The following is a 13,714-nucleotide window of genomic DNA, read 5'->3' on the forward strand; positions in this document are numbered from 1 at the left end:
TGGGAAATGCCAGGTCCTAGGCTCGTTTTGCCTTTCACTCCACCTTTCCGGGAAGGGAAGCGGGTTTAATGCGACTACCGAACCGCGCAAAACGGTTGGCGGGTGCTGCGGCTGTGCTGCTGCTCGCCGGCACGCTGCCGCTGCTCAACGGCTCCTCCGTGGGAGCCGCTCCAGCCTGTGACCCCAACCCCGGCGCGCGCCTCGCCGACGTACCGAGCCCGGAGGCCTTCCTCGGCTTCCCGCTCGGCGTCGGCCAGCAGCGCGTCGTCACCAACGACGAGATCCGCCGCTACCTCGCGGCGGTCGACAATGCCTCCGACCGCGTGGTCACCGGCACGATGGCCACCAGCGTGACCGGCCAGCCGCTGCCCTACGCGATCGTCTCCGACTCGGCCCACGTCACCAAGGACGGCCTCGCGAAGATCGCCGAGGACATCCGCGACCTGCGCGACCCGCGCACGATGGCGGCGTCCAAGGCGGCCCGGATCGCACACGACGATCCGGCCATCGTCTACATCGCCGGCAACGTGCACGGCGGCGAGACCAGCGGCGCCGACGCCTCGCTGAAGTCGCTCTACGAGCTGGCCGCGGGCCTGTCCTGTGACGTCAAGGACCGCAACGACAACCTCCTCACGGTCATCGTGCCGACCCAGAACCCGGACGGCCGCGACGCCAACCGGCGGCAGAACGACTTCGGTTTCGACCTCAACCGCGACTGGTTCGCCCGCAGCCAGCCGGAGACCGACGGCAAGATCGAGCTGCTCCGCAAGTTCCCGCCGCAGGTCTTCATCGACGCGCACGAGATGGGCAGCCGCCGCTACTTCTTTCCGCCGAACGCCGACCCGATCCACCACGAGATCGCGGACGCGCCGGTCGACTGGATCAACCGGATCGGTGAGGCCAACAAGGCCGGCTTCGGCTACAACGGCGCCTGCACCGACACGGTGACCACCGAGTGCTACTTCAACTACGACACCTACGACCTCTTCTACATGGGGTACGGGGACACGGTGCCGGCCACCGGCTTCGGCGCCGCTGGCATGACGTACGAGAAGGGCAGCGCCTCGGCGGTCCAGGACCGGGTGCAGCAGCAGTTCAACACCCAGTGGTCGACGACCGGCTGGGCGGCTGACAACAAGCGCGAGGTCCTGAACAGCTACTTCAAGATCTGGACCGACGCGCTGGCCGAGGGCAAGGCCGGCGAGCTGGAGCCCAACGAGGTCGTCCAGCCCGACAACACGGTGCAAGTTCCCGGTGGCCGACGTCAAGGTCAAGTCCTACTTCCTGCTGCCCGACCGGCAGCTCGCCGACGTGCGCAAGCTGGTCGAGCGGCTGCGCGCGATGGACGTCGAGGTCTACGAGGTCAAGGCGCCGATCACGGTGCCGCAGGCACACGTGTTCGGCGGACGCACCGCCGACAACCTCACCGTGCCCAAGGGCGCCTACTGGATCCCGATGGAGCAGCCGCAGAAGCACTGGATCCAGGCGACGCTGGGCGAAGACCCCTACGTGCCGTTCCCGTACTTCTACGACGTGTCGTCGTGGAGCAACCCGCTGCTGATGGGCATCGACACCATCTACACCGGCGACGACCTGCACCCCAACGTGCAGCGCGTGGCACGGCCGGCGGGCGGCAAGGCGGCCACCGCGCCGAAGGGCGGCTCCTACCAGTTCCAGCGCGACTCGGCCGGCGCGGCGGAGTTCACCTTCGCCCTGCTCGGCGCCGGCGTCGAGGTCCGCCAGGACCCCGAGACCGGCCACACCACGTTCCCCGAGGCCGACCTCACCGCGGCGCTCAACGACCGGGCGCTCGGCCTGGGCGTCACGATGGGTGCCAGCCGCAAGCCGTCCACCGGCCCGGCGCTCACCCTGCCCGACGTCGGCCTGTTCCAGGGCACCGGCATCTCCACCACGTCGGGCTCGCACGGCGAGGCGCGCTACGTGCTCGGCAAGCGCTGGGGCCTGCACCTGACCCCGGTCACCACCGCCGACATCAACAACAACGCGCCGGCGTTCACCGAGCGCTCGGTGGTGCTGGTGCCGGACGGCTCCAACGCGACCGGCGGGCTCACCGCGGCGGGCCAGGCCAACCTGCGGGCCTGGGTCGCGGCTGGCAACACCTACATCGGGCTGCGCAACGAGGGCACCCGGATGGCCCGGGCGGCCGGGCTGACCTCGACCACGGAGAAGGCCAAGCCGGCCGACTACGAGGTCGTGGGCTCGCACTTCCGGGTCGACGTCGACCACGCCAGCCCGGTCGCGGCGACCCGCCCGGCCGAGGACTTCGAGTTCAACAACAACGACTCGATCCTCACGCCCAGCACCACCGGCATCAACGTGCTCACCTACCCGAGCGACGACACGTTCTGGTACAACGGCTACACCGCCGGCGCCGACACGCTGAAGGGCACGGCGGCGCTGGTCGACGAGCCGACCGGGGCGGGCCGGGCAGTGCTGTTCGCCTACAACCCGCTGTTCCGGGCCTACAACGAGAGCGGCATCCAGATGCTGGCCAACGCCGTTCTCTACCCGGCGTCCCCGGCCGCGCCGTCGGCGCGTCGGGCCGCGCCGGCGACGGTCGATCCGGCCCGGGCCGCCGCAGCGGCTCTGCCGGCACCGGAGAACCTGGGCGGTGAGTGGCGGCCGATCACCATCCAGGTCGCCGCGGCCGACCTCGCACGCACCGAGTCGGTGGTCGACACCTACACCGACACGGCGCGGGTGAGCCAGGCCGACGGTTCGGCCTACCTGCTCATCCCCAACCCCGAAGGCCTTCAGGCCGACGAGCACCCGTACCTGCGCGATCTGGTCAGTGACCTGCGCGCAGCCGGGATCCCGCTCAAGTCGGTCGTGGGCTGAGTCACCGCGCGCCCGGTGGTTCCGGCACTTTGCCGGAACCACCGGGTTCGCGCCTTATGACCGTCGCCACTCATACCTGAAGACGAAGTACCCTCACCACTACAATCGGTGGTTGTCCCAGCACTGCATGCGCGCGGGGGTGAGGGTCCTGACCAGCACCAAAGCGATTTGTGGGGTCGGCACCGGAAACGGCACCGACGCCCGGTTGGCCGCCGAAACAGCGGTCGACGAAGCGTTACGTCCACTTGACGGCCAAGAGCCAGACCTGGTTCTGGTGTACGCGTCTGTCCGGTATGACCTGCCCGCGGTCCTGAAGACCGTGGCGGCGGCGACCGGCTCGGCGGTGATCGCCGGCGCGACCAGCTCCGGCCAGCTCCAGCACGGCCAGCTCATCGAGCCGGGCAGCGGCATCGCGGTGCTCGCGCTCGCCGGCGGCGGCTACCGCTTCGGCCTCGGCCACGCCACCGGCGTGCAGGCCGACGCCACCCGGGCCGGCCGGGCACTGGCCCGGGCCGCTCTCGACGCCACCGGCCCGGTCCGCTCGCCGCACGAGGCGGTCCTGATCTTCTCCGACGGCCTGGCCGGCGACCAGCAGGAGCTGCTCAACGGCATCCACAAGGTGACCGGCTTCCAGGTTCCGGTGATCGGCGGCGCGGCCGCCGACGACCGGCAGCTCGCCGAGACCTTCGTGTTCGCCGGCGACCGTGTGCTCAAAGACGCCGCGGTCGCCGTCTGGATCGGCTCCGACCGGCCGCTGCGGGTGGTCGGCAAGCACGGCTGGCGGGCGACCAGCCTGCCGCTGATGCTCAGCGGGGTCGACGGGCAGATCGTCAGCGAGCTCGGCGGCCGGCCCGCGCTCGAGGTCTACCAGGAAAACTTCCGGCCGCGTGACCCGGGCGCCAAGAAGCTCTACGAGAAGGCCGGCGGCTATCACTCCGAGCACGCGTTCGGGCTCATCCAGCCCGACGGCTCGCTGCTGATCCGGGGCGCGTTCATAGACAGTGACGGCAAGCTGCGCACCTTCTCGCCGATGCCGCCCTACTCGGCGGTGCAGGTGGTCTCCTGCGATCCCGAAGACCTGCTGGAGGTCGGCGAGCAGACGGTCGAAGAGGTCATGGGCGGCGAGGAACCGGCTGTGGTGCTGGTGTTCGACTGTGTCGCCCGGCTCGACATCCTGGGCCAGCGCGGCCACGAGGAGGCCCGGCGGCTCCAGGAGGCGGCCGGCGACACGCCCACGTTCGGCTACTACACCTACGGCGAGTTCGCGCGCACCACGGGCGTCGCGGGCTACCACAACGCCACCATCGCCGCGATGGCGCTCTGAGCGCCCGATGGCCGCCTACGGGGAAGCATCCGCGCCGCGCTCCGACACCGACGCGGAGACACTGCGTGCCGCACTGTCCAGGGCGGAGGGTGCGGCCGCCGCGGCCTACCGCGACACCGCCCGGCTGATCCGCCTGCTGACCGTGATCGGCACGCCGTCGAGCCCGGGCCGGCTGATCGACCGCACGCTGACGGTGCTCTCCGAGGTGTTCGCCGCCGACGTGGTGTGCATCGCCGAGGCGATCGACGACCGGTTGTTCGTCACCGCCTCCTGCGGGCTCCCCGAAGACGACCCCGCGTTCACCACCGGATGGACGCTCGGCCCGACCGCCCGCCGGGTGATCACCTCCGGCAGCGCCGCCGCACGGCACCCGGCCGAGGCCGCCGACCGCCCCCCGCCCCTGCACGAGGCCGACAAGGCCTCGGCGGCCTGGATACCCCTGTCGGGCGTCGGTTCGGAGTTCGCCGGCGACCTGCTCGTGCTCTACCGCCGGGGCGGCGACCTGTTCACCCCGGCCGACCTCCAGGTGCTGCTCTCGATGGCCTACCGGATGTATTCGGCCGTCGAGGCCCGCGAGCGCGGCGCGGCGATCGAACGGCTCGCCCAGGCGGGCCCCGGGCTGGCCCGCCACCTCGATGTCGGCTCGCTGCTCGACGACGCGGCGGTGCTGCTGCGCGAGCTGACCGGCACCGACTCCGCCTGGATCCTGACCGTCCGCGACGACCTGGCCGAGGTCGCCGCGGCCGCCGACGCCGGTGAAGACGTCAACAAGCGCTGGCCGACTCCCGCCGCCGACCTGCCCGGCTGGGCCCGGCTGGCGGCCGGCGAGCCCTACGTCGGCCCCGGCTCCGGCGACGACCCGCTGCTGCTCGTGCCGGTGATGCGCGACGACGCGGTGATCGCCGTGCTGGCCGCGAAGGGCCGGCGGGCCCGCTCGTTCGGCAAGTCCGTGGTCGAGGTCGCGGTCGTGCTGGCCAGCTACCTGAGCGCGGCGATCAGCAACGGCGAGCTCTACCGCCGGCTGAAGGCCCGCGAGCAGGAGTTGCACCGGCGGGCCTCGCGCGACCCGCTGACCGGCCTGGCCAACCGGATGACCGCCGCACAGCGGATCGACGAGGCGCTGGCGACCTCGCCGACCGGCGCGGCCGGGCTGCTCTTCTTCGACCTCGACAAGTTCAAGGCGGTCAACGACCGGCTCGGCCACGAGGCCGGCGACGAGCTGATCCAGCAGGTCGCACAGCGGCTGCGCAAGGTCGTCCGGCCCGGCGACATGCTCGCCCGGTTCGGCGGCGACGAGTTCGTGCTGCTGATCAGCGGCGCGTCCGACCTGACCGACCTCACCGACATGGGCCGGCGGATCCAGGTGGCGCTCAGCGACGAGTTCCCGCTGCGCGGCGAGCGGGTCGAGGTCACCGCCAGCATCGGCGCGGTGCTCGGCCGGCGCGGCATCGCCTCGGCGAGCGCGATGCTCCGCGACGCCGACGCCGCGATGTACGCGGCCAAGGCCCGCGGCAGCGGCCGCCTCGAGGTCTTCGACGACGAGGCCTCGCACCGCTCGATCGACCGGCTCGACCTGCGCTCCGACCTGTCCGAGGCGCTCGACCGCGGCCAGCTCGCGGTGGTCTTCCAGCCGATGGTCGAGCTGAAGACCAACACCATCCGGTCGTTCGAGGCGCTGGCCCGGTGGCGCCACCCGGAGCGCGGCAACGTGCCGCCCGACGTGTTCATCCCGCTGGCCGAGGAGACCGGCGCGATCGTGCCGATCGGCGCGTGGGTGCTCGATCAGTCGTGCCGCCAACTCGCCGCGTGGCAGCGCGAGTTCCCCGAGGCCCACCTGACGATGGGCGTCAACATCTCGGCCGTGCAGCTCGAACGCGGGCACGGCGACCTGCTCGACGTGATCCGCGCGGCCGGCGTCGACCCCGGCGACATCTGGCTCGAGGTCACCGAGCACATGGACACCGACGAGGACATCTCGGCTCAGGTGAGCGCGCTGCGCGAGGCCGGCGTGCACTTCGCGCTCGACGACTTCGGGATGTCCTACTCGAGCCTGGCCTACCTGCAACGCTTCCCGGTCGAAGGGCTGAAGATCGACCGGGCGTTCGTGGCGGCGATGAACGACGCCGGCAACGGCGGCCGGGGCATCGTGCAGGCCATCATGGCGGTGGCCGACTCGCTGTCGATGAAGGCGTTCGCCGAGGGCATCGAGACGCAGGCACAGCTCGACGCACTGCTCGACCTGGGCTGCGGCTTCGGCCAGGGCCACCTGATCTCGCTGCCGCTGTCGGTCGAGCGGGCCACCGAGGCCCTGCGGGCCCAGCGCGGGCGCTGACTAGGCGGCGAGGGCCGCCCGGTCGATGGCGCCTTCCGCGGTGCGCGGGAAGCTGTCGAGCACCACCAGGCTGCGCGGCACCCGCGGCGCGGCCAGTCGCGCCGCCAGATAGTCGCGGAGCACCGCCTCGTCGGCCCGCCAGCCGGGCAGCAGTGTCAGATATCCCCGCAGCACCGTGCCGGTGCCCTCCCGGATCGCGAGCACCGCGCACTCGTCGACCTCGTCCGCCGCCGCCAACGCGGCCTCGGCCACCTCCGGATCGGACCGGCCGCCGCGGATGCGGACGCTGGGCCGGCGCCGTTCGGGCACGAGCGTGGCGCGCCGCACCGGCACACCCGCCGCGTGCAACAGGGCCACGGGCGGCGGAAGCCACAACATGGTGTCGTGCGGCGGTAGCGCCATGACCCGCGTCGGGACCAGCCGCAGGTAGGTGGCGCGCAACAGGGCGCGGATCGCTTGCGGGTCGGCGTCGTCGGCCACGGGAATGTCCCGTTCCGCGGCCCATCGCCGGATGGCGGGCAGCTCGTGCCCCCACTCCCGCAGCAGGTGCAGCCGCCCGTCCGCGGGCAGCGCGACATGCAACGATCCCATTCCCCGTGACTCCCCCGTTGTGGCAAACGTCGGTAACTTTAGGTCACTGGGCAACTACGTTCGGGCATCACGCCCGTCGGCGTGTCTCCCGGAGTTAGACGGTCATCACTGCCGAGGGGGTAGGCTGTGCCGACCTAAAGAACCGAGGAGGTCCGGGTGGCGTTTCGCGGCGACCGGCCGCGGATCGGCCAGGTCGCGCAGCTTGCCGGAGTCAGCGCGACCACGGTCTCGCACGCGCTCAACGGGCGCCGGCCGGTGTCGGCGGAGACCCGGCGCCGCATCATGGACGCGATCGCCGAACTCGGCTATCGGCCCAACGTGGTGGCGCGCGGCCTGCGGGCCGGTCGCAGCCTGACCATCGGCCTGGTCATCCCCGACATCACCAACCCGTTCTACCCGGTCCTGGCCCGCGGGGTGCAAGACGTGCTCGGCCCGGCCGGCTACGACGAGATCATCACCAACACCAACGGGGTACGCGACCTCGAACGCGCCGCCCTCGACAAGATGATCTCCCGGCAGGTCGACGGGGTCGCGTTCGCCGTCTTCCACACCCACGCCGACGACCTCCAGCCGGTGATCGACGCGCAGATCCCGGTGGTCCGGCTCGGCGGCCGCGCCGCGCAGACCGGTGTCGACCTGGTGCACAGCGACGACGAGGGCGGCGCCCGCGAGGCGGTCCGCCATCTGATCCACAATGGATACCGGCGGATCGCCTTCATCTGCGGCCCGGCGGCCGAGGGGCCCGCCGCCGAGCGGGTGGCCGGCTATCGGGCGGCGCTGGCCGAGGCCGGCATCGGTCCACAGCAGAACATGGTGGTGCACACCGACTTCAGCCGGGCCGGTGGCGCACACGGGGTGGAAAAGCTGATCCGGCAACGCAAGCGGCCCGACGCGGTGCTCTGCGCCAACGACATGATGGCGATCGGCGCGCTCGACGCGGCCCGCGAGCGGGGCCTGCGGGTGCCCGACGACCTCGCGGTGATGGGCTTCGACGACATCGAGGCGGCCACCCTGGTCACCCCGCAGCTCACCACCATCGCCAACCCGGCCCGCGAGATCGGCATGGCCTGCGCCCGGCTGCTGCTCGACCGGATCAACGGCGTGGCCGGCCCGCCGAAGGAGATCGTCATCCCGACCCGGCTGGTGCGCCGGCAGTCAGCCTGACGATCTTCCATATCGACCCTCTTGACTTCCGCTGGGTTACGAGTAGATTGCCGGTCAGTCTTAACGATTTGCTAGCCCGATAGATCCCCTTCGTCCAGCGGGAGGGCCAGACCATGATCGGAAACAGACGCATCCTCGCAGCGGTGGCCGCCGTCGCGCTCACCCTCGGTGTCGCCGCCTGTGGCAGCGACGACGAGGGCGAGGCGACCGGCGGCGCCCTGACGATGTGGACGTTCAAGCGCACCCACGTCGAGGCACTGCAACAGGCCGCCGCGGCGTTCAAGGCGAAGACCGGCACCGACGTCAAGATCGAGGCGTTCACACCCGACGACGTGTTCACCGCCAAGATCCAGAGCGCGGCGCAGACCAAGGACCTGCCCGACGTGCTGGAGTTGCACTCGGGTGGCGAAGACATGCGGGTCGGCGGCGGCGGGCTGCTCGCCGACCTCAAGGGCGACTTCGACGCCAAGCTCGACCGGTTCCTGCCCAGCACCCGGGAGTCCGGGCGGGTCACCCAGCAGCGCAAGGACACCATCGAGGAACTGTCCGGCGCGACCGTCGGCAGCCTCTACAGTGTCCCGTTCACGGCCGGCACCTTCGGCATCGTCTACGCCAACAAGGAGAAGCTCAAGGCCGCCGGGCTCGACCCGACCAAGCCGCCGGCGACCTGGGAGCAGTTCCTCGACTATCTCAAGGCCACCACGACTGCCGACAAGGACCAGGGCGGCCTCTCGCTCGGCCTCAAGGTGACCCAGACCGGCTTCAACTGGATCTACGAGCAGCTCGCCTTCGCCTACCTCGGCCAGCAGAAGTTCGAGGCGCTGTTCGGCAAGGGCACCACGGCCGGCTTCGGCTCGCCCGACGGCGTCAAGACGCTCGACCTCTATTCTCAGCTCAAGCCCTACTGGATCCCCGGCGCCAGCGCGCTGGGCATCGACGAGGCCGACATCGCGTTCGCGCAGGGCAAGTCGGCGTTCAACGTCGGCGGCACGTTCACCCTGGCGTTCCTCGCCCAGAACAACATGAAGCCCGAGAACGTGCTGGCCTTCCCGATCCCGCCGGCGACCGGCGGCGCGGTCAGCGACCTGCGGCTGGCGCCGCTGGCCCTGACCGGCCTGGCGGTCACCTCGACCAGCGCCAACAAGAGCGGCGCCACGCAGTGGGTCGACTTCCTCACCTCGCCCGAGGGCGCCGGCATCTTCGCCAAGGCGTCGCTCGACCTGCCGGCCACCGACCTGGGCACGCAGGCCGAGTCGCTGATCGGCCCCGACCTGGCGGCACTGCAACAGTTCTTCACCGGGCCGGCTCAGAACACCTACGACGCCGGCAACCGCGGCTTCCGCCCGCCGGACTACGACGAGGTCGAGATGGGCAACCCGTTGCTCAAGCTCTCGCCGCTCGGCGAGGCCGACGCGGCCGGCACGGGCCGCACGCTCGACACGGTCATCAAGGCGATGTGGGACGCGAAGTAAGTGACCGCGACCGACACCGCCACCATCGCGGCGCGGCTCGTCACCGAGCCGCGCCGCACCACCCGGCGCGGCCGCAACGCGCTCGTCGGCTACGCCTTCATCGCACCGGCCGTGCTGCTGTTCCTGGCCATGGGGCTCTACACCCTCGTCTACAGCTTCGGCCTGAGCTTCGCCAAGTGGAACGGCTTCTCCCCCACCTGGGAATGGGTCGGCCTGGACAACTACAAGGACCTGCTCTTCGCCGATCCCCGCCTCGCCCCCGAGGTGCGCAACGCGGCGGTCAACACCGGCATCGCCATGGTGGCCGTCTCGCTCGGCACGGTGCTGATCGCGCTGCCGCTGGCCACGCTGCTCAACAGCATCACCCGGCTGCGCGGCCTGCTCCGCTCGGTGTTCTTCCTGCCCTACGTGACCGCCGGCATCGCGGTCTACTACGCCTGGCGCTACGTGCTCGAACCCCAGGGCGCGGTCAACCTCGCGCTGCGCTCGGTCGGGCTGGGCAGCCTGTCCCGGCCGCAGGGCTTCCTCGCCGACCCCGACACCGCGCTGCCCGCCCTGGTGGTCATCATGATCTGGGGCAGCGTGCCGGTCGCGATGCTGCTCTACCTGGCCGGCCTCCAGGCGATCGACCCGGCGGTGATCGAGGCGGCCTCGCTCGACGGTGCCGGCCCGGTCCGCCGGCTGCGGCACATCACCTGGCCGCTGCTGGTGCCGATCACGGTGGCGATCCTGCTGCTCGGGCTGCGCGACACCATGCAGGGCTTCCAGATCTTCCTGATCATGACCAACGGCGGCCCCGGGGGCCACACCGACGTGCTCGGCCTGGAGGCCTACCAGCAGGCGTTCCTGCAGAGCCTGTCGCCGACCCTCGGCGTCGCCAGCGCGCTGGGTTGGCTGATCTTCATCGCGGCGCTGCTGCTCGCGGTGGTCAACGCCCGCCTGCTGCGGAGCCGGCAATGAGGCGGCCCAGCGCCGGCGCCGTGGTCGCCTACCTCGCCCTCACGGTGTACGCGGCGGTCAGCCTCTACCCCTTCGCCTGGATGGTGTCGGGTGCGTTCAAGGACCGGCTGGAGATCCTCGAGGGCGGCCACCTCGTGCCGCACCGGCCGACCCTGGCCACCCTCGCCGACACCTGGAGCCGGCTGCACTTCTTCGACTACTTCCTCAACAGCCTGAAGGTCACCGGCCTCACGGTGCTCGGCGTGCTGGTCATCTACAGCCTCGCCGGCTACGCGTTCGCGATGATCGACTTCCCCGGCCGGCGCTTCGTGTTCTGGTTCTTCGTCGCGCTGCTGTTCGTGCCGAGCATCACCGTGCTGCTGCCGCTGACCATCCTGGAGAACAAGCTCGACATCCTCGGCACCCACACCGGCCTGATCCTGCCGTTCGTCAACGGCACCGCGCCGCTGGCCGTGCTGATGCTGACCAACGCGTTCCGCGCGGTGCCGGTCGACCTGCACGACGCGGCGACCGCCGACGGCGCCGGCGAGTTGCGCATCTTCTGTCGGGTCTACCTGCCGTTGGCCCGGCCGACCCTGATCACCATCGGGGTGCTGACAGCGGTGCCGACCTGGAACGAGTATGTGCTGACCCGGGTCTCCCTCAACGATGAGTCGCGTTACACGCTGCCGCTCGCGCTGGAGAAACTTGCGTCCGGCACGGTCCCCTCGTACAACGAGATCATGGCCGGGTCGTTGATCCTGGTCGTGCCCGTGATCCTGCTGTTCCTCGCGCTGCAACGCTACTTCGTCAACGGGTTGTCCGGTGCCGTCAAGAACTGAACGCGTGCTGGTGACCGGCGCCGCGGGCCTGCTCGGCCGGGCCGTCCTCGACGCCCTCGCCGGCCGGGGCGTGCCGGTCACCGCACTGGACCGGGCCGACCCCGGCGACCTGCCCGCCGACCGGGTGTTCACCGGCGACGCCGGCGACCCCGACCTGGTCCGGCGGGCACTGGCCGGCGTCGACGCGGTGATCCACCTGGCCGCGATCCCGGCACCGACCCTCGACACGCCGCTGGCCGTCTTCGGCGGCAACAGCCGGGCCACGTTCGCCGTCCTGCACGAAGCCGCTGTCACGGGGGTGCGGCGGATCGTGCTGGCCAGCAGCATGTCCGTGCTGGGGTTGGCGTGGGCGCAGGTCCCGCTGCGCCCACGCTACCTGCCCGTCGACGCCCGGCACCCGCTCCAGGTCTCCGACCCCTACGCACTGTCGAAGCAGGCCGACGAGGCGACCGCGGCGATGGTGGCCCGCCGGCACGGGATCGCGGTGACCGCGTTGCGCTTCCCTTTTCTGGGCGGCGACGCGCGGCTGGCCCGGCGGGCGGAGGAGTTCCGCACCGACCCGGGTTCCGGCGCGCTGGAGCTGTGGACCTACCTGCACACCGCCGACGCGGCGGCCGCCTGCCTGCTGGGGCTGACCGCCGCACCGGCCGGCGCGCACGTGCTCTTCGTGGCCGCGCCGGAGACCCTCGCCCCCTACCCGACCGAGGACCTGCTGGCGGCGTTCCTGCCCGAGGTGCCGGTGCGGGCCCGGTTTCCCGGCCGGGCGGTGCCGGTCGCGCTCGAGCCGGCACAGCGGCTGCTCGGCTTCACGGCCGCACATCTGGTGCCGTTAGGCTCTAGTCCGCTGGCGGCAGCCGAGGAGGAACCCGTATGACGATGCTCGACACCCAGCCACCCTGGGCGGCGCGCGACGGGCTGCGGATCACCGGGGTCCGGGCGATCGTCACCGCGCCCGAGGCGACGCTCGTCGTGGTCAGGGTCGACACCTCCGAACCCGGTTTGTACGGCCTGGGCTGCGCCACCTTCACCCAGCGCGCCACGGCCGTGGCCGCCACCGTCGAGCACCTGGCGCAGCTGGTCGTCGGTCGGCACCCCGCCGACATCGAGGACCTCACCCGGATGGTGCACCTGTCCTCATACTGGCGCGACGGCCCGGTGCTCAACAACGCACTGTCCGGTTTGGACATGGCGCTCTGGGACATCGCCGGCAAGCGGGCCGGCATGCCGGTCTACGAACTGCTGGGTGGCCGCGTCCGCGCGGCGGTGCCGATCTACCTACACGCCAGCGGCGCCACGATCGGCGACACCATCGACGACGCCCACAAGCTCATCGGTCAGGGCCTGCGGCACGTGCGGTTGCAGACCGGCGGTCCCGGGGTGGGCACGTATGGCGCGCCCGGCATCCCCGGCGGCTACCCCGACGCGCCCTACCCCGACGGCTGGGACGTCGAGCACTACCTGGCGGCAACCCCGAAACTGTTCGCGGCGGCCCGCGACGCCCTCGGCGACGAGGTCTCGTTGCTGCACGACGTCCACAGTCGACTGACGGTGAAGCAGGCGCTGGTGCTGTGCCGGTCGCTGGAGCCCTACCGGCTGTTCTTCGTCGAAGACCCGATCGCACCGGAACACTACGACCGGCTGCCGGAGCTGCGGGCGGCCGCGGCGGTCCCGATCGCGGCCGGCGAGCAGGTCGGCTCGGTCGGCGACGCGGCCCGCCTGGTCTTCGCGGGCGGCGTCGACCTGCTGCGGCTGCACATCTCGGCGATCGGCGGCCTGACACCGGCACGCAAGCTGACAGCGCTGTGCGAGCTGGCCGGGGTACGCACCGCCTGGCACTCCCCCGCCGACGTCTCGCCGGTCGGGATGGCGGCCAACCTGGCGCTCGACGTGTCCAGCCACGCGTTCGGGATCCAGGAGGGGCACGTCTACGCCGAGGCGGTGCACGAGGTGTTCCCCGGGACCCTGCGGCCGGTGAACGGCTATCTGACGCCGTCGGACGCGCCCGGCTGGGGAATCGACCTCGACGAGCGCGCGGCCGCGAAATACCCGCCCAAGCACTACGGTCACGAGCGCTGGTCAACCCGGATCCGCCGCCCCGACGGCGCCCTCGAACCGCCGTAGGCGGCCGCTCGGTCGCGCCGCGCGCCCCAGCGCCAGGCGCTTTGCGGCGAGATGCTGCCGTCTGGTCCGT

At 71.4% G+C, this 13,714-nt stretch carries 10 protein-coding genes and 1 pseudogene; 10 read left to right on the top strand and 1 reads right to left on the bottom strand.

Annotation, left to right across the window (positions count from 1 at the left end):
• Positions 1–338: 338 nt before the first annotated feature.
• From DFJ67_RS44125 to DFJ67_RS33605, 4 genes and pseudogenes are all read left to right on the top strand, one after another.
• Positions 339–668, top strand: a pseudogene (locus DFJ67_RS44125) (M14 family zinc carboxypeptidase); the annotation flags it as partial.
• Positions 669–1,254: 586 nt separating this feature from the next.
• Entirely contained in the window at positions 1,255–2,859 is a 1,605-nt protein-coding gene (locus tag DFJ67_RS44130) for a hypothetical protein (protein WP_244940447.1), read from the top strand.
• A gap of 274 nt (positions 2,860–3,133) precedes the next feature.
• Complete coding sequence (locus DFJ67_RS33600; RefSeq protein ID WP_170216094.1) at positions 3,134–4,183, top strand: FIST signal transduction protein; 1,050 nt, start codon at positions 3,134–3,136, stop codon at positions 4,181–4,183.
• 7 nt (positions 4,184–4,190) lie between these two features.
• Positions 4,191–6,515: a putative bifunctional diguanylate cyclase/phosphodiesterase gene (locus DFJ67_RS33605; protein ID WP_116072451.1), complete on the top strand. Its 2,325-nt coding sequence runs from the start codon at positions 4,191–4,193 to the stop codon at positions 6,513–6,515.
• Here DFJ67_RS33605 and DFJ67_RS33610 read toward each other — a convergent pair whose 3' ends face one another.
• Entirely contained in the window at positions 6,516–7,106 is a 591-nt protein-coding gene (locus DFJ67_RS33610; RefSeq protein ID WP_116072453.1) for an AMP-binding enzyme, read from the bottom strand. It lies immediately after the preceding gene.
• Between the two features lie 156 nt (positions 7,107–7,262).
• On the opposite strand from DFJ67_RS33610, the gene DFJ67_RS33615 reads away from it, so the two are divergent.
• From DFJ67_RS33615 to DFJ67_RS33640, 6 genes are all read left to right on the top strand, one after another.
• Positions 7,263–8,270: a LacI family DNA-binding transcriptional regulator gene (locus tag DFJ67_RS33615; RefSeq protein WP_116072455.1), complete on the top strand. Its 1,008-nt coding sequence runs from the start codon at positions 7,263–7,265 to the stop codon at positions 8,268–8,270.
• Between the two features lie 113 nt (positions 8,271–8,383).
• A complete protein-coding gene (locus tag DFJ67_RS33620) occupies positions 8,384–9,742 on the top strand; it encodes an extracellular solute-binding protein (RefSeq protein ID WP_116072457.1) in 1,359 nt (452 codons plus the stop codon).
• The gene (locus DFJ67_RS33625) at positions 9,743–10,702 is read left to right on the top strand and encodes a carbohydrate ABC transporter permease (RefSeq protein ID WP_203783394.1); all 960 of its coding nucleotides are present in this window, start codon (positions 9,743–9,745) and stop codon (positions 10,700–10,702) included. It abuts the gene before it with no gap.
• Positions 10,699–11,523: a carbohydrate ABC transporter permease gene (locus tag DFJ67_RS33630; protein WP_116072459.1), complete on the top strand. Its 825-nt coding sequence runs from the start codon at positions 10,699–10,701 to the stop codon at positions 11,521–11,523. The genes DFJ67_RS33625 and DFJ67_RS33630 overlap by 4 nt, the downstream gene beginning before the upstream one ends.
• Positions 11,507–12,397: an NAD-dependent epimerase/dehydratase family protein gene (locus DFJ67_RS33635; protein WP_203783393.1), complete on the top strand. Its 891-nt coding sequence runs from the start codon at positions 11,507–11,509 to the stop codon at positions 12,395–12,397. The genes DFJ67_RS33630 and DFJ67_RS33635 overlap by 17 nt, the downstream gene beginning before the upstream one ends.
• Positions 12,394–13,644, top strand: coding sequence for an enolase C-terminal domain-like protein (locus tag DFJ67_RS33640; RefSeq protein ID WP_239097082.1), 1,251 nt, complete (start codon positions 12,394–12,396; stop codon positions 13,642–13,644). The genes DFJ67_RS33635 and DFJ67_RS33640 overlap by 4 nt, the downstream gene beginning before the upstream one ends.
• The last annotated feature ends 70 nt before the right edge of the window (positions 13,645–13,714 follow it).

Source organism: Asanoa ferruginea (assembly GCF_003387075.1).
Taxonomy (GTDB): Bacteria; Actinomycetota; Actinomycetes; order Mycobacteriales; family Micromonosporaceae; genus Asanoa; species Asanoa ferruginea.